This is a genomic window from Thalassospira sp. MIT121401, assembly GCF_047125595.1.
Lineage (GTDB): Bacteria > Pseudomonadota > Alphaproteobacteria > Rhodospirillales > Thalassospiraceae > Thalassospira > Thalassospira povalilytica.
Genome location: NZ_CP138926.1, coordinates 535,497 through 552,857, shown reverse-complemented (window position 1 = coordinate 552,857; position 17,361 = coordinate 535,497). Strand labels below are relative to the sequence as shown.

At 54.9% G+C, this 17,361-nt stretch carries 15 protein-coding genes; 7 read left to right on the top strand and 8 right to left on the bottom strand.

The window, feature by feature from the left end:
• The 3 genes from SIB88_RS02580 to SIB88_RS02570 form a co-directional block, all read right to left on the bottom strand.
• The gene (locus tag SIB88_RS02580) at positions 1 to 858 is read right to left on the bottom strand and encodes an ABC transporter permease (protein ID WP_101246575.1); all 858 of its coding nucleotides are present in this window, start codon (positions 856 to 858) and stop codon (positions 1 to 3) included.
• A gap of 154 nt (positions 859 to 1,012) precedes the next feature.
• Positions 1,013 to 2,326 carry an ABC transporter substrate-binding protein gene (locus SIB88_RS02575; protein ID WP_101246576.1) on the bottom strand — a complete coding sequence of 438 codons (1,314 nt, stop codon included), beginning with the start codon at positions 2,324 to 2,326 and terminating at the stop codon, positions 1,013 to 1,015.
• 41 nt (positions 2,327 to 2,367) lie between these two features.
• Complete coding sequence (locus SIB88_RS02570) at positions 2,368 to 3,453, bottom strand: ABC transporter ATP-binding protein (RefSeq protein WP_412559246.1); 1,086 nt, start codon at positions 3,451 to 3,453, stop codon at positions 2,368 to 2,370.
• 315 nt (positions 3,454 to 3,768) lie between these two features.
• On the opposite strand from SIB88_RS02570, the gene SIB88_RS02565 reads away from it, so the two are divergent.
• The 5 genes from SIB88_RS02565 (at position 3,769) to SIB88_RS02545 (ending at position 11,024) form a co-directional block, all read left to right on the top strand.
• Positions 3,769 to 4,500: a GntR family transcriptional regulator gene (locus SIB88_RS02565; protein ID WP_101246578.1), complete on the top strand. Its 732-nt coding sequence runs from the start codon at positions 3,769 to 3,771 to the stop codon at positions 4,498 to 4,500.
• A gap of 299 nt (positions 4,501 to 4,799) precedes the next feature.
• Positions 4,800 to 5,312: an RNA polymerase sigma factor gene (locus SIB88_RS02560; protein WP_101246579.1), complete on the top strand. Its 513-nt coding sequence runs from the start codon at positions 4,800 to 4,802 to the stop codon at positions 5,310 to 5,312.
• A gap of 66 nt (positions 5,313 to 5,378) precedes the next feature.
• Positions 5,379 to 6,407 (top strand): FecR family protein, encoded by a 1,029-nt coding sequence (locus tag SIB88_RS02555; protein ID WP_412559245.1) that lies wholly within the window; start codon positions 5,379 to 5,381, stop codon positions 6,405 to 6,407.
• A 184-nt stretch (positions 6,408 to 6,591) separates the two neighbouring features.
• Positions 6,592 to 9,060, top strand: coding sequence for a TonB-dependent siderophore receptor (locus SIB88_RS02550; protein ID WP_412559244.1), 2,469 nt, complete (start codon positions 6,592 to 6,594; stop codon positions 9,058 to 9,060).
• 386 nt (positions 9,061 to 9,446) lie between these two features.
• Entirely contained in the window at positions 9,447 to 11,024 is a 1,578-nt protein-coding gene (locus SIB88_RS02545; protein WP_412559243.1) for an aldehyde dehydrogenase (NADP(+)), read from the top strand.
• 87 nt (positions 11,025 to 11,111) lie between these two features.
• Here the strand turns inward: SIB88_RS02545 and chrA are convergent, their stop codons facing one another.
• From chrA to SIB88_RS02530, 3 genes are all read right to left on the bottom strand, one after another.
• Positions 11,112 to 12,479 (bottom strand): chromate efflux transporter, encoded by a 1,368-nt coding sequence (gene chrA / locus SIB88_RS02540; RefSeq protein ID WP_114112056.1) that lies wholly within the window; start codon positions 12,477 to 12,479, stop codon positions 11,112 to 11,114.
• A 1-nt stretch (position 12,480) separates the two neighbouring features.
• Positions 12,481 to 13,299: a chromate resistance protein ChrB domain-containing protein gene (locus SIB88_RS02535; RefSeq protein ID WP_114112057.1), complete on the bottom strand. Its 819-nt coding sequence runs from the start codon at positions 13,297 to 13,299 to the stop codon at positions 12,481 to 12,483.
• Between the two features lie 158 nt (positions 13,300 to 13,457).
• On the bottom strand, positions 13,458 to 13,913 hold the full coding sequence (locus tag SIB88_RS02530; RefSeq protein ID WP_412559242.1) for a PaaI family thioesterase: 456 nt from the start codon (positions 13,911 to 13,913) through the stop codon (positions 13,458 to 13,460).
• A 322-nt stretch (positions 13,914 to 14,235) separates the two neighbouring features.
• Between SIB88_RS02530 and SIB88_RS02525 the strand changes: the two genes are divergently transcribed.
• Together SIB88_RS02525 and SIB88_RS02520 are read left to right on the top strand one after the other, a co-directional pair.
• Positions 14,236 to 14,412 carry a hypothetical protein gene (locus SIB88_RS02525; RefSeq protein WP_170310186.1) on the top strand — a complete coding sequence of 59 codons (177 nt, stop codon included), beginning with the start codon at positions 14,236 to 14,238 and terminating at the stop codon, positions 14,410 to 14,412.
• A 100-nt stretch (positions 14,413 to 14,512) separates the two neighbouring features.
• The gene (locus SIB88_RS02520; protein WP_101246583.1) at positions 14,513 to 15,445 is read left to right on the top strand and encodes a LysR family transcriptional regulator; all 933 of its coding nucleotides are present in this window, start codon (positions 14,513 to 14,515) and stop codon (positions 15,443 to 15,445) included.
• A gap of 17 nt (positions 15,446 to 15,462) precedes the next feature.
• On the opposite strand, the gene SIB88_RS02515 is transcribed toward SIB88_RS02520, so the two are convergent.
• Entirely contained in the window at positions 15,463 to 16,263 is an 801-nt protein-coding gene (locus tag SIB88_RS02515; protein ID WP_412559241.1) for a sirohydrochlorin chelatase, read from the bottom strand.
• Positions 16,264 to 16,359: 96 nt separating this feature from the next.
• Entirely contained in the window at positions 16,360 to 17,262 is a 903-nt protein-coding gene (locus SIB88_RS02510; protein WP_228195141.1) for a LysR family transcriptional regulator, read from the bottom strand.
• Positions 17,263 to 17,361: the final 99 nt, after the last annotated feature.

The window sequence follows — 17,361 nt, the reverse complement described above, 5'->3', positions numbered from 1 at the left end:
TCACAGCTCCTTCCGGATATCAACAAGGCGCAAAAGCCCGGTCACAATCAGCAACACCGTGATCAGAAGCACCACCGCACTTGCCGCCGCGGCCGGGTATTGCAAAAGCCCGATCTCGTTTGAAATCTGCAAACCGACCGACGCACTCTGCCCGCCACTCATCAAACGCACCGTGATGAAATCCCCCATCACCACGGTGATGACAAAGATCGAACCAATGGCAATGCCCGGCTTTGACAACGGCACGATGACCGATTTCAGGGTTTCAAACCCGCTGGCCCCGGCATCGCGCGCCGCCTCAATCAGGGAACGATCAATCCGCATCATGGAGTTGAAAATCGGCACCACCATGAAAAGCGTATAGAGATGCACATCTGCCAGCACGACTGCGAAATCGGAAAACAGAAGGAACTCAAGCGGTTGATCGACAATTCCCAGATTGATCAGTGCCGAATTCAAAAGGCCATTGCGGCCAAGGAATGGAATCCACGAAATCATCCGGATGATATTTGACGTCCAGAACGGGATCGTACACAGCATGAAAAGCACGATCTGCCAGGTCAGACTGCGCACATGAAACGCCAGGAAATAGGCAACCGTAAAGCCGATCGACAAGGTAAAGACCCAGGTCAATGCTGCATATTTCAACGTATTGAGATAAATTTTCCAGGTCACCGACGACCCGAGCAAATAGCTGTAATTTTCCAAAATAAAATCGGGCAGGATCCGGTATTCGTCATAGTCCCAGAAACTGACAATCACGATGGTCAGAAGCGGTATGACAAGAAAGACCGCAAAGATCGCCGCCATCGGCGTGATCAGAAAATAGGACGATCGTTTGGACGTATCAAAAGCCATTATCTGTCCCTAAAAGCTCTGGCCGCGGTGCTTTGACATCGCTGTCTGGCGCAAAAACTGCCGCACACACGGATCAACCGGACAACTGAAATTATTAAACCGGGGTGCCGGGCGCGGCCAAAACCGCGCCCGATCAAAATCTTTGAACCCACGCTTAGGCTGCGATGAATTCGTTCCACTTGCGGACCATGTGCTTGTTCTCGTCCATGACAGAGTTCCAGCACGCGACCGAGCCCATGCGCTCTTCGTAGGAACCGCCATCGCGAACCGCACCGGCTTTTTCCATGACCTTGCCATCCGGGCTAAGGATATCGCCCTGGGCTTCCTTGCCTTCCATCCAGAAGCCCCATTCGTCTTCGGACATGAACTTCTTCGCGGTTTCCGGTGCCGCACTGTAGTAACCCTGACGGTTAAGATACGCACCAACCCAGCCCGACAGGTACCAGTCGATATATTCATAAGCCGCTTCAAGCTCGAGACCCGAAAGATGCTTGGCAAGGCCGATACCGCCACCCCATGCACGATAGCCTTCCTTGAGCGGCTGATAGGTGCATGCGATGCCCTTGGAACGAACGGCCGCAACCGCGGGTGACCACATGGACTGAATGACAACTTCGCCCGATGCCATCAGGTTGACCGACTCATCGAAACTTTTCCAGAAGGCGCGGAACTGGCCGGCTTTTTTGGCATCAATCATCACCGCGATGGTCTTGTCGATTTCTTCCTGGGTCATGTTGCCCTTGTCGCCATAGGTAACTTCGCCCATGGCTTCGCAAACCATCGCCGCATCCATGATGCCGATCGACGGGATGTTCAGGATCGATGCCTTGCCCTTGAATTCCGGATCAAGCAGATCGGCCCAGCTGGTGATCGGACGGCTGATCAGGTCCGGGCGGATACCAAGGGTATCGGCGTTATAAATGGTCGGGATCAGGGTCATCCACTGGGTCGGTGCCGATGCAAATGTGGTGCTGTCCGCACCTTCAACAAAGCCGACCGTATGCGGTGCGGTGCCTTGTGCAATTTCGGAATCAGGCGTCAGTTTGCCATCGATGAACAGCTTGGAGATGTACTGATAGTTCTTAAGCTTGGTCGTATCCATCGGCTGCATGGTGCCGGCCGGGAAGACTTTCTTACAAATCCAGTATTCGATATCGGCAATATCAAACGAGTTCGGCTGGGTCACGGCGCGCTGGGCAACCGCATCAGAATCAAGGGCCGTCATCTGAAGGGTAAAGCCAAGATCTTCTTTGACCTTGTCAGCAACCGCATTGATGTTCGAAACACCGGTACCGAACTGTCGCAGCGTCACATTCTTGATGTTCTGCGCCCAGATGGTCGGGAACCCGGTGATGGCACCAGAACCAATCGCGGCACCGGTTACGGCAGCCGCCCCTTTGACAAAACCGCGGCGCGATACACCGGCATCGCTCAGCAAATTCTTTGACTTCTTGGTCTCGATCGTCATGTGAAGCACTCCTGATAGATTGTTTTGGTTTGGTTGGTTATTCACGCCAGAACATGGGCATGCTCGGGCTTCCAATAGGCGATGTATTTGTCCTGCCGCCTTACTGGCGCCTGCCGAAATTCGCTTTCGGTCTTCATCAGGGTTATTTCCTTGCCGTCGCTTGTGGTCGCGACGATCCTTACCCACAGGCCGAGATATTCGACCGTGGTAATCTCGACAGGGATTTGCCCGTTTTGGGCCTCTTGCGGGGCCGTTTCATCCAGACCGATCAGATCGGTCCGAATGGTGAATTCCAGTTCCTCGCCCGCCTTGCCATCCGCAAAGCCCGGCAGGAAAAAGCTGTCCGGCCCCCGCTCAAGCAACGTGCCCGCAGGACCGGATTCCGAAACCGTGCCTTTGAAAATGTTCTGACCGCCCATGAAATTGGCGATGAAGCGCGATTTTGGCTGGTTAAAGATTTCCTGCGGTGTGCCTTTTTGACGGATGATGCCGTCTTCCATCACCACCACCATGTCCGAAAGCGCCAAGGCCTCGTCCTGGGCGTGGGTCACATGGACAAAGGTAATGCCGAGTTCCTGCTGCAAACGACGCAGCTCGTCGCGCATGCGTGCACGCAAAAACGGATCAAGTGCTGAAAGCGGCTCGTCAAGCAACAGAACGGATGGTTCGGTAATCAATGAACGGGCCAGTGCAATGCGTTGCTGCTGGCCACCGGAAAGCTGATCGGGTTTGCGATCGGCAAACTGGGCCATCTGCACCCGCGTCAGCATTTCCATCGCCCGTTCCTTGCGATCGGCTGGCGACACGCCCTGCATTTTCAGGCCAAAGGCGACATTTTCCGCACAGGTCATATGCGGGAAAAGCGCGTAATTCTGGAACATCATCGCCGTGCCACGCTTGACCGGCGGCAATTCGGTCACATTGCGATCCCCGATCAAAAGATCGCCTTCGCTGATCACTTCGTGGCCGGCGATCATGCGCAATGTCGTCGACTTGCCACAGCCCGACGGGCCAATCAAACAGCAATACGCCCCTGCGGGAATTTGCAGGTCAATGGACTTGACCGCCTGCGTGCTGCCATAAAACTTACTGACAGCAATTAGTTCGATGGCTCCGTTGCCCTTCATCCGCTCACCCGTCACTGCATGCAAAATTGTTAACAATCCTGTTGTCGATTGCAGGCAAAATGCGTGCCACTTGTTTTTATTGGCGGTTTTGTGCGGGACGCCCGGCCTATCCCGTCCAACATGGCGGGAATGCTGCTTGTTTTATGCTCACGTATTGTGCATTTTTTGCGCACTATGGTTTACGTGGTCAATTTAAATGCAATTTCTGCGCATGACATTCATTCGATAGGGTGATTTTTTATTGTCCAAATCGTCAACAATTTTGTAGAAAGAATATATCGCGCGAAAACATAAACGACGGAAAGCATCGTCAAGATGGCCAAGGCCGAAGAAACCGGCAGCTATAAAGGCAGTGGCAAGCTGCGCCCGGAGGAAATGATCTATCAGGAAATGCTCGACGCGATCCTTGATCGCCGTCTTGAACCGGGCATGAAACTGGTCGAAGAAGACCTGGCCAAGACCTTTGGCGTCAGCCGCGCACGCATTCGCGCCACGTTCCTGCAACTGGCCCATGACAAGCTGATCAACCTTGTGCCCAATCGCGGGGCTTTTGTTGCCGAACCAACCATCGACGAGGCCATCGAAGTCTTTTCAGCCCGCCGCATGATCGAAGACGGCGTTGCCCGCAAGGTTGCGGTTTCCATGACGGACGCGCGCGCCGCCCAGATCAAAAGCCATCTGGACCGGGAACATGATGCCCATCATCGCGGCGATCATCGTGCTGCCATCATCCTGTCGGGCGAGTTTCATCTGCTTCTGGCCCGCCTGACCGGCAATCTGGTGATCGAAGAATTTCTGGAACGCCTGATCCTGCGCACATCGCTGATCATTGCCATGTATGAAAGCCCGCAACCTGTCGATTGTTCACATACCGAACATGACGATCTTCTAAAAGCACTGACAAGCGGCGATCCGGATATTGCAGCAGCCGAAATGTCGCGCCATCTCGATGCCATTCGCGACCGACTGCAACTTCAGCGCCCCAAACCCGGCAAAACGGACTTTGCCAGCATCTTTGGCCGCACACCAAAATCAGCAGCAAGCTGACCGGTGCCCGAGGCAACCCGGGGCAACCAGTACCTTCGGGAATATACCCACGCCAACCAAGACCAGACAGGGCCAGATCACTGCACACCTGGGGCGACGCACCACAAGACATGCCCGAAACACTGCTGCGAATTTATTGGTGCGACCTGTTATCGACACAGTCGCCACCAAACGGGCCACGATTTAGTGGCCGGGACGCAACAGGTAATCAGCCATGTTTTTGATCTCCTGATCAATATAGTTGCGATTGATTATCACAATGATTATCATGGAAATCACCCTGAACAGCTACTGATCCCATGGCGAGCAAGCCCGATACCCAGCAATTATTCCGGCAATATGGCGAAGAAGTCCGACGCTTCCTTGCCCGCAAATTGTCATGTGCGGATACTGCCGAAGATCTGACTCAGGAAACTTTTGCGCGTTTGCTCCGGATCGATAGCGACATCATCATCGAGGATGGCCGCGCCTTTATCTACAAAACGGCCAACAATCTGGCGATCGACCATATCCGGGCGCAACGCCGGCGGCGTACCGATCCCACAGATCACGATACCATGGCGCTGATTGCCGATGATCGCCCGAATGCCGAAACCCAGACCGGTGACCGGCGGAGATTGAAAATCCTTCAACAGGCGATCGCCGAATTGCCGCCGCGCACCCGGGAAATTTTTGTACTCGGACGGATTGAAGGTTACAGTTATGGCGCAATCGCACAGAAACTGTCGGTGTCGGAAAGCACGGTCCAGAAACATCTGGCAACTGCGCTGGCCCATGCGGTAACCAAACTCAAAAAACATCAGGCCGAATGAAAAAGATGTACGTTTTTCACGATGTGAAACGTCATAATAAACAGACCGAAATTCAGGAAGCAGTTCGTGGCACAGGGCAAAAACAAACCCGAAATTGATGAAATGGACCAGCACGCAGCCGCGTGGGTGATCCATGATCATGCTGTGGCCACAACCGGCAAACAGTCGCCATCCGATGCCGCCCGGCAATCCGGCCACGCATCAAGCCGCGAATGGATCCAAAACACCCCGGCCCATGCCGAGGCCTATGAAAACGCGCAATCGGTCTGGGATGACCTTGCCCTGATTGATCCGGAAGACCTGAAACAACCCGGACCGGCCGCAAACGATGCCAGCTCCGGCCACGCCAAACGCAGTTGGCATATTGTTGCGATCGCCGCGACCATTTTGCTTGCGGTGATTGGCGGCATTGAATTGCCCGACCTGATGGCGCGATCCTTTGCCGATCACAGCTCCGCGCATGGGGAAATAACCACACTGACGCTGGCTGATGGCAGTCGCGTGCTTCTTGATTCCGCATCGGCAATCGATGTTGCATTTAGCGATACCGAACGCGCCGTCACCCTGATTTCCGGGCGGGCAAGCTTTGATGTCGCCCCGGCAAGTGACACGGTTCCGCCCTTTGTCGTCCATGCCGGAAACAGCACCACACGCGCACTCGGGACCAAATTTGATGTTGAATTTGGCGATGACGATGACGGTCATGATCTGACCGTGACCGCCATCGAACATCAGATCATGGTAACCCCCGATGTCGCACAGGCCGATACCAGTCTGGTTCTGTCACCGGGTGAACGCATTTCAATCCGCGCCGGGGCTTCGGATATCGCGGTACAACAGATCAATCTGGCAACCAGCACCAGCTGGCAAAACGGCTTCCTGATTTTTGACCATGCCCGCCTTTCGGACGTTACACGAACGCTTAATCGTTATGCCAGCGGTCCGATCCTGATTGCCAGCGGCGATCTTGCCAATCGTGAGGTCAGCGGCATGTTCCGGATCGACAAGATCGATCAGGCAGTCGATGTCATCAGCAAGGGCCTTGGTGCTTCAAGCTACAGCATACCGCATGTTGCGACATTCCTTGTCGAATAGACCCAAGAAAACCGCCATTTTCTGACGGGATCAGGGATCGGAAATTCTGTATCTGAAAATTTTCAAAAAAAATTTCGGATATTTTTACCGGATCGGAAAACCGGCGCGTCTTCTCCTGTAGGACAGAGATAATGCGACCTACTTGCATTATCAATTAATGTGAAGACCTAGGGGAGATGGCTAAATGGCCTCCAAAAGGGGAACCTCGGCAACGCGTGTTGCCGATCATCGTAATATGCGCGCATCACAGCGCAGCATCGCCAAACAACTTCTGGCCGGTACCGCAATGTCGCTTGGGGCGATGATGCTGTTTGCACCGGCTGATGCACAGGCTGCACAAGCCGCACAGAACGCACAGACCGGCAACAAGACCGAAATTGCCCAGGCAAGTGCGACCTTCGACTTCGCCATTGCATCTCAAAACCTCAATGATGCGCTTCTGGCGTTTGCCCAGCAGACCGGCATTCAGATTTTCTATGATACCGCGCAGGTCGAAAACCTGACCAGCACCGCGGTAAACGGCAAAATGACCGCAGCCGAAGCACTTGGAAAATTGCTTGAAGGCAGCGACGTCAAATACAGCTTCACCGACGACAATTCCGTCACCCTGGTTGCCGGCGGCGACGCCATGCTCGACCCGGTTGTTGTCGAAGCCCAGGGCACATCAAACCCGGGCGACCCGGCCGCCACAGAAGGCACCGGCAGCTTTACCACCACTGTGGCAAGCGTTGGTTCAAAAGGGAACGAATCACTTCGCGAACTGCCGCAGACGGCAAGTGTTGTCACCAGCGAACGCATAGAACAGCAGAACTTCCAGTATCTTGATGACGCAATGCGTTACACCACTGGCGTACAGGTTGCCCAAAATACTGCTGGTCGTTCGTCCCTGTTCTCACGCGGTTACGAAGTCGCAGATGTTCAAACCAACGGTGTCTCGGTGCCACTTTCAAGTCGCGATGGCACCCTGCCAAACCTTGCGATGTATGACCGCATCGAAGTTCTGCGTGGCCCGGCTGGACTGTATGGCGGCTCGGGCGAGCCATCTGCCACCATCAACCTGATCCGCAAACAGGCAAATGACGAATTCAGTGGTGCGGGTTCGGTCGGGTACGGTTCATGGAACCACTATAGCGCGATGGGTGACGTCTCCGTACCGCTGACAGAAGATGGCAGTGTTCGCACCCGGGCCATTCTGTCTGCTGATTATCGTGACAGCTTTGTTGATGTTGAGGAAAACAACAACGAACTCGGATATGTCACCTTTGATGCGGATATCAGCGATGACACCTTTGTCTCCCTTGGTTTTTCCCATGAGCACAAGGACCAGGTTCCCCATAACGGCCTTCCGGCTGCATCCGATGGCAGTTTGCTGAATGTATCGCGTTCAACCTTTGCCGGTGCGGACTGGAACACCTTCGAAAACACCATGGACGATGTTTACCTTGATCTGAAACATCAGTTCTCTGACGACACCGAAGGTGCATTCTCGCTTCGTTTCTCCAACCGAAACATGAATGCGTTCTACGCCTACACGATCTCAACGGCGTCGGCGTCAAATACCGCATCCTACCGTGCACTTGATCTGGCATCCGATGAACAGGCAATTGCTGCGGATGCATATGTAAATCACAACTTCGATTTGTTTGGCTATGAACAGACCCTGACGGTCGGTGCAGATATCGAAAACACCGACTTTTCTTATGTTCAGAAACTTGCAAACCTTGGTACTGCAAGCATTTCCAGTCCGTCGCTCAGCATTCCGACGTCTTTGAGCACGCGCAGCGACTATGATCAGGATTCCACCGAATTCGGTACCTATGCCAAGCTGAAACTCCAGACATTTGATGATGTCACCTTCTCGTTTGGTGGCCGTACAAGCTGGTACAACTCCATTCAAAAAGGCCTGGTGAATGGTTCAAACGGCGACAGCAACACATCTGATGATGCTGTGTTCACGCCGTTTGCCGGTGTGGTTTACGACCTGACTGAAGATTTCTCGACCTACTTCAGCTACACCTCGATTTATGACCCGCAAAGTGAAACCACCACAACCGGTTCACAGATCGAGCCACGTACCGGTGAACAGTTTGAAATCGGCGTCAAAGGCGAACATTTCGGCGGACTGCTGAACTCTTACATCGCCGCATATCAGATGGAAGATGAAAACCGCGCGGTTACCGACCCCAATGATACCAATGCCAGTGTCGCCGCAGGTCAGATCCGTACCCGTGGTATCGAAGCAGAACTGAGCGGCGAGATCATGGATAACTGGCAAGGTTTCGTTGGTTATACCTATATCTACAGCACCGATATCGGCAGTCAGTCTGACAGCTCTTACCGGACTTATGCGCCGAAACACTACATTACGTCCTGGACGGATTACACCTTCGACGAGGGTGCCGTTGACGGCCTTAGTGTTGGTGGTGGCGTCACTTGGTCGGATGGCTGGGTGTTTAACGACACGATTGCAGCACCAAGCTACACCGTTGTTGATGCCCGCGTTGCTTATCAGATCAATGACAACCTATCGCTGGCACTCAATGCCAACAACATTCTTGATGAGAAATATTACAGCCGTGTCGCGTCGACCTCGACATTCAACTATTACGGCGCACCGCGTAACTTCTTCCTGAGCCTGAACGGCACGTTCTAAACTCTCGAAGCAATAGTATGACTAATAAAAAGGCGGGGAACTCCCCGCCTTTTTTGCGTTAGACCCATCGATTACAAGGCTTTGCAGCTCTCAAAGCTTTCTTTTCTCATGATTGTATAAAATATTCGACTGGTTCGGTCCGCTCTGCTAAGGTCCCCGAAAAGCGGCTTCCGGCGGATCGTCGCAGTATTATCATATTGTATGATGTTTACATCTGCCGACCCGGACTCTAAGCTGCGCACAGTTTATCAGGGCTGCGCCATTTGGGCGTTCCGACCGGCTTGAACCATGCGCAATTGTTTGCACATGACACATGCGGATCGGATCGATCAAAAAGCATTGCGCTGGCCCATCCGGCACAGGACATAACCCCACAGGAGACCCACATGCTTAGTGGACAGCATTACATCGCAGGCGAGTGGCTGAATGGCCCGGACGTGTTTCAGGCCGACAATCCGTCAAATGGTGAAAAGCTCCCGACCAAGTTCCAGCACGGCACCGAGGAAATCGTCAATCAGGCGGTCGAAGCAGCCCAGGCCTGTGCCGAAGAATTCGCCGCCATGCTGCCGACCAAACGTGCGGAATTCCTGCGCGCCATTGCGGATGAAATCGATGCGCGCGGCGATGCAATTACCGAAATCGGCAACCTTGAATCTGCCCTGCCTGCTGCACGCCTGACCGGCGAGCGCGGTCGTACGGTTGGTCAGCTGCGCTTCTTTGCTGACTGGATCGAAGAAGGATCCTGGTTCGAAGCCCGCATTGAAACCGCACAGCCGGACCGTCAGCCACTGCCAAAACCCGACATCCGAGTGATGAACAAGGCGCTCGGTCCGGTTGGCGTATTTGGCGCATCCAACTTCCCGCTGGCCTTTTCGACCGCGGGCGGCGATACCGCATCAGCACTGGCTGCTGGTTGCCCGGTAGTTTTCAAGGGCCATGCCGCCCATCCCGGCACGTCCGAACTGGTCGCCAAGGCGATTGAGGCCGCCATCATCAAAACCGGCATGCCCAAGGGCGTCTTCAGCCTGATCCATGGTGGCACGCGCAAGGTCGGTCAGGCACTGGTGGCCCATCCGCTGATCAAGGCGGTTGGCTTTACCGGGTCGACCGGTGGTGGCCGTGCTTTGTTCGATATCGCGGTATCCCGCCCGGAACCGATCCCGTTCTATGGCGAACTTGGTTCCAACAACCCGGTCTTCCTTCTGCCCAAAGCCATGGGCGAAAAAGCCGCCGACATTGCCAAGGGCTGGGTCGGATCCCTGACCATGGGTGTGGGCCAGTTTTGCACCAATCCGGGTCTTCTGATCGCGCTTAAAGGGGCCGATCTTGAAACATTTATCGAAACCGCAGCTGCCGAACTGGGCCAGGTCGGTGGTGCCGCCATGCTGACTGATCGCGTATCAAGCGCCTATCACGACGTCACCAACGCCATGAGCAAACATGCCAAGGTGACCTGCCCGCTGAAACGTCGCGACTCTGATGGCAAATTCGAAGGCAGCCCGGCAATCTTCCGCACCACGGCCGCCGACTGGAAAGCCAACCCGGAACTGGCCGAGGAAATGTTCGGCCCGGCCGGGATCATTGTCGAGTGCGACAGCATTGATGAGATGTTAGCGCTGTCATCGACACTGATCGGACAATTGACCGCAACCATCCACATGGTCGATGGCGATGCCGATCTGGCAAATGCCCTGCGTCCGGCAGTTGAAAAATGTGCAGGCCGTATTCTGATCAATGGCTGGCCGACCGGGGTTGAGGTCTGCCATTCGATGGTTCATGGCGGTCCGTACCCGGCAAGCACCGACTCGCGTTCGACCTCGGTCGGGTCACTCGCCATCAAGCGTTTTGTCCGTCCCGTTTCCTATCAGGCCTTCCCGGATGCATTGCTTCCGGCAGCAATCAAGGATGCCAACCCGCTCAATATCCCGCGTCTGGTCAATGGCAAGTGGCAGATGCCGACATAAGACAGCCCAGAGGCCAAGCCAAAAAAGGGCGCGACCAGCAAATGGTCGCGCCCTCTGTATATCCAGACAAACAGCTTGCCGACGCGATCAGGCAATACCCGTCAGTCTCGCGACAACACCAAGTGCGGCACACAAGACCAGAACCTGTATCGTACCCATCCCCCGCCAGAGAACGGCAACCAGTGCAAGCAAGGTCAGTGCTGCGGCAGCAAGGTTCATCGACGACCAGACCGGCACCAGCAAATCCAGCCCCATTCCTTCCAGCGGTTTGACCTCGGCAAACACCACATGAAGTCCGAACCACACCGCAAGATTAAGGATCACGCCGACCACCGCAGCGGTAATTGCGCTGAGTGCCGCCGTAAGGTGATGATTGTCGCGCAGCCTTTCAATGAAGGGAGCTCCAAGGAAAATCCACAGGAAACAGGGTGTAAAGGTCACCCAAGTCGTCAACAGGCCGCCAAGCGTTGCCGCCATCAGCGGCGGCAGGGTTCCAGCATCGCGTAATGCCCCCATGAAGCCGACAAACTGCGTGACCATGATCAGCGGTCCCGGTGTGGTTTCAGCCATGCTCAGACCGTCCAACATTTCACCTGCTGCCAGCCAGCCGAAGTTTTGCACCGCCTCCTGTGCGACATAGGCCAGAACCGCATAGGCACCGCCAAATGTCACCACTGCCATCATACTGAAAAACCCGGCAATCTGGCTAAAAACATGGACCGGGCCCAGCATCAGGAACAGCGCCGCAACCGGCACCAACCAAAGGCCAAGCAGGATCGCTGAAACGCGAAAGGCCCACGCCCGATTGACCTGCGTATGGTCCGGGGATTCTTCACCCAGCAGAGTGTCAGCATCGGCAACCTGAACTGCGCCGATTTTCCCATGACCACCGCCACTTCGAAATGCCGCAATGTCCCGGCGTGCCGCAACATATCCGATCAGTCCGGCGACCAGAATGATCACGGGGAAAGGAACCCCAAAGGCAAAAATCGCCACAAAGGCCGCAACTGCAATTGCGATCATGACCTTGTTTTTAAGCGCCCTTTTTCCGATCCGCCAGACCGCTTGGGCGACAATTGCCAAAACGGCTGCTTTCAGACCAAAGAACAGCGCTTCAACAATTCCGACATTGCCCCAGATCGCATAGATCCAGCTCAGCGCCATAATCGCGACGACACCGGGCAGAACGAACAGGACGCCAGCAATCACACCGCCAAGAGTCCGATGCATCAGCCAACCGATATAAACCGCCAGCTGCTGTGCCTCGGGTCCGGGCAACAGCATGCAATAATTAAGAGCATGGAGAAACCGCTTCTCGCCAAGCCATTTGCGTTCTTCGACCAGAATTTGATGCATCAGGGCAATCTGGCCCGCTGGCCCCCCGAAACTCAAAAGACCGATCCGGGCCCAGACCTTAAAGGCTTCGCCAAGGGTCGGATAATCAGATTTGTACATGTCATACCTGTGGCTTGTTGGTTGGCCAGTTATGGCTTTCATTCGTGGCGTCACGCGCCCAGCGATAAAACGCATCATATAGCAGCATTCCGGCATCAAGCTGTTCAAGATCATCGGAATACATGCGTGACAATCCAAGTGATGCGGCCAGAAGCCCCGCCGATTCCGGGGCCAGATCAAGTCGGGCGGTATCGGCCCCGCGCACAATGACGGAAAGGCGATCAAGGGCCGGTATAGACAAACCAAATTCCGCCAACATCACGTCAAAGCTGCATCGTTCGTCGCGGTGGCTCCAGAATACACCTTCTATGTCAAATGGTGCGGCCTGATAACGCTCCGCCACGCCAAGAACTTCTGCCGGGGCGACAAACAGAATGACAGCACGCGGATCAAGAAACCGCCGGATCAACCAGGGACAGGCAATACGATCAATTTTCGGGCGGGACCTTGTAACCCAGACGGTACGGCCCTGAATATCGCGGGCAGGCAGCTTTTCCGGGTGAATGACCGGATACCCGCTTGACACCCAGTCTTCGAACCCGCCTTCAAGATATTCCGACGGACATCCTTCGGCACGTAACCATGCGGCAGTTCCCTGACTCCGTTTATGGCCTGCCTGACATATCACAATTGAACTTGTCCTGGCGATGCGTGACGCCAGTTCGGGCAAGGCGGTATCGTCCACCCGGATCGCACCGGGAACCAACCGCGGATCAGCGTTAAAGTCTTCCTCGGAACGAACGTCAAGAAGCAGCGGCACCCGAGGTGTGCCGATAATTTTGGAAAGTTTGTCACTGGAAATTGAGTTGGGCGCAGGCATGTGCGTTCCTCCTTTGCAGGCTTGAATTGGAACGCGATCTTCAGCTGTCGCCTCGTGGGGAGTTCGCGTTTCCCCATGTGCCTAGAAAACGCGAAGCCATGAAAATAGTCAAGACCAAAGTAAAACCGAGCAGACCACCACTTTCCTGCATAACCTCATCAGGATGGCTGGTCACGAGGAACGCCTTGGGAATCATCACTGCCGCGATGATATTTGAATGTTCCTGTTGCCGTTCCGATCACATCGCCATCGGCGTTATAGGCCACTGCCTCGGTAAAGACGATCTTGCGTCCCCCGCCCTGTTTGCGGGCAACCACACGCACCAGCCCATCCTTGGCCATACCAATGAAATTGGTGGTCAGTGAAAGCGTCATGGTTTTGCGCACGTTCCCCGCAACCGGGCAAAAACACACCGCATAGCCAGATGCCGTATCCATCAGCGTGGTCAAGATCCCGCCATGCAGGATCCCAACACGGTTACGGTGAAAATCCTTCATCTCCAGCTCGACGACCGCGTGGCCGTCTGCCCATTCCACCAGCCTGTATCCGAGATGGTCCTGAACCGCGCTGCCATGGGCCTGTTCATAGGCAAGATTATCGATTGTATCGGTCATATCAACGACCCTGATTGTGAAAATTTCCCAAGCTATAGCAGATATTTGCCACCCCGAAAAACACACAGGACCGCCGATCACGGATTAGCCTGAGTCGCAGCGACCTTGGCGCACAAAACCGCCGCGCCAAGCCGAAAATCACGCGAACCCCAAGACTTATTGCGCATCGCAACATCGAATAAATGTTTATTTTCAAATAGTTAATAGTACCGTTCTCCAAACAAGAACGGGATAGCGGTGAAAGGAGAATAGTCGCAAAGCAGGGTGTCTGGTATCTCTGAATTCATCGCAAAGACAGATGATGTCGCAAAGGATTAGAGCCATGACGACGATTGCTTACAAAGACGCAACCAGCATCGAACGTGAAGTCCGCACCGGCTGGTTCACCAGTTTTGTCCGTGCCCTTCAGGTTGCCGTAATCATGAAAGCATCCCAGGCCAAAACCCACGCAGAACTGACTGCGGACTGGAACAAGGCATGGCGTCAGGTTGAAGGTTAAGGCATCCGCCGCCTTCGTTTGAGGTTGGTGCGACGATCTGCACATCTGCCGCACCCTCAAACTTCTTGACGCTTCGGGCTGAACCACCGACAACGGTTCCATGCAAAAGTTTGATATCGTGACCATTCGGCTTTTCGTCGCCATCGTGCGCGCCGGAAGCATCAATGAAGCCGCAAGGCGCGAACATATCGCGACCTCGGCCGTGTCACGCCGCATTGGCGAACTCGAAGCCATGCTGGGTGTCAAACTGCTTCGCCGCCTGCCGCGCGGGGTCGAACCGACCGAAGAAGGCACGATCTTTGCCCGCTATGGCGAAAAGCTTCTGGGCGATCTGAACCATCTTTCCAACGAGCTTCGCGATTTCAATGCCGGCGAAAAGGGCAAGATTTATCTTGCCGCGGTGACGTCTGCGATTCTGACCGGCTTGCCATCATTTCTGGCCGATTTTGAACGCGATTTCCCCCACATCACTGTTGATGTCCGCGAATTGACATCGCGCGAAAGTGCCGAAGCCGTCCGCGAAGGGCGTGCTGATCTGGCGATCCTGGCCGATAACAGTCCGCTTGGCGATCTGGCCCATGATGTGTTTTGCGATGATCCGATCTGGGTTGTCACCCCCAAAGGTCACCCGCTGATCCCCAATGCAGACACCCCCAAACCGGTCAAATTTTCCGAAGCCGCCAAATATGACATCATTTCCCTGCATGAAGGCGGGGTGATTGATGACCTGATTTCCGAAGCCGCATCGAAAATGAAGCTCGATATGCATCCCCATATCAAGGTCGTGCGTTTCGGGTCCCTGCGCCAGATGATTGCCGCGGGACTTGGGATCGGCTTTTTGCGGAAAAGTTCGGTTGCGGGATATATCGGCCATATGAATATTGCCGGCGCACCGATTGCCGATGACTGGGCCAAACGCCAGTTGCTGATCGCCCATGATGGTGATGCCAACCTGACCAGTGCCGCACGTCTGTTTCGCGACTATCTTCTCAAGAAATCATCGGAAACAAGCTTCAAACCGGTTCTGGGCTAATCTGGCGACCTTTGCAGTCAGGCGGATCTTGCCATTCGTTCGGCCCAGATATCACCGCCTGTCGGCCCCAGCGGCACCGCCATACCGGCAAGACGGGCAACATGACGCCCGGCCTCATCAAGCACCAGACCGGGAAGTTCCGGCCACTGTCCGATCGGATCAAGAATTTCGATCTCTTCATCGTCGCGGGCACTGATCAATTCGGGCAGATCGTCGCGCGCATGTGTGCCACCACCGGCCAGCATCGGAATGATCAGGGTTTTCTTGTGCGTGGAAAGGTCGCGCCAATCGGCAAGCGACGGTTTGCCTTCGATATTGCCAATGCAGATTTCAGGCCCGGCGCAAAGCCCCTGAACCTGGCGGGCAAAACGGACCGTTTCCGGCAATGGTGCGGTCAGGGTTTTCAAGCCATGCGGCACCAGAAATACCGACATTTCATCCAGTCGCCACCGCCGATTGGCGGCGGCTGCCCGGATTTTGCTGGCGACAAGGTCATCAAAGCCCGGAAGATTAAGGGCCGGCGGCAGAACAACTGCATCACCCAATCCGGCACGCTCAAGATCGCGCGGCAGTTCTTCGAACACCAGATACCCTTCACTGAAAAACAGCGGGAAAATGATCAGGCGCTCGGCATGTCCCGACCGTTTGAGGGAAGCGAGCTGATCGGGCAGTGACGGATTGCTTCGCATATAGCCATGCGACACCGGTCCGTTCCAGTCAGCCGCAACGGACCGGGCAAGGTCCCCTGCCGGGTCCCCGCCATTGCCGCTATTACCGTGCGACACCATCATCAATGTTGGCATTTCGAAATCAGACATTGCGACCAGTCCCGTTATGCGTTCATGCAAAAACCTAGTATCCAGTACGCAGGATGCAAGGTTTTGGATCGCAACAATCCGGTTCTGATTTGGGTTTTATTGCACCAGATCCCAGCGCGGCTGACCGCCAAACCGGTCATGCATGAAATCAACCAGAAGCCGGATACGCGATGAAAGCTGCCGGCTGGGCGGATAGAGCAAATAAAGAAAAATCTCGGGCGGGGTATAATCACATAACACCGTCACCAGACGCCCGGTTTGCAATTCCGGCCCGGCAATGAAAGTCGGCATTTCCGCCAAGCCCAGACCGGCCACCGCCGCGTCACGCAGAACTTCGGCATTGTTACAGCAAAACACGCCATTGACCTGAACCGAAACCGGTCCGTTCGGGCCGGTCAGCTTCCAGGTCGAACCCGACGGAAGATTGCCATAATGCAGACAGGGCAAAGTCGCCAGATCGCGGATATCGGTTGGTTCACCATGTTTCTGCAAGAAATCGGGTGCCGCGCAAATCACGCGCCGGATCGGAATAATTTCATGATCAATCAGCGCCAGGGTTTCGGTCGGGCGGCTGATGCGCACCGTCATGTCAAAACCATCGGCAACCGGATCGATGAAATGATCATTCAAGGCCAATTCGATCCTGATATCGGGATACATGCGGGCAAAATCGACAAGTGCCGGGCCAAGATGCAGGGTGCCAAATGACATTGGTGCATTGATGCGAATGTCACCAGCCGGCTTTTCCGGGTTCTCGCGAATGGAGTCTTCGGCATCCGTCAGGTCCGTCAGAATGGCCTTGGCCCGCTGATAAAACGCCTGCCCGCTTGGCGTTACCGAAACGGTACGTGTTGTGCGGTTCAGCAATTGCACACCCAGATCATCTTCAAGCGCGACCACCGCACGGTTGACCTGCGATCGCGACTGCCCGATGGCCCGCGCCGCGGCGGCAAAGCTGCCTTCCTCGACCACACGGATGAAACTTTGCAAACTGGCCATTTTATCCACGGGCAATATCCCTGGGCTGCGGTTGGGGATGCATCATATGACGCGATGATAGGCTTATTGTCGCATTAAACGCAACACTGTGGGCATTAT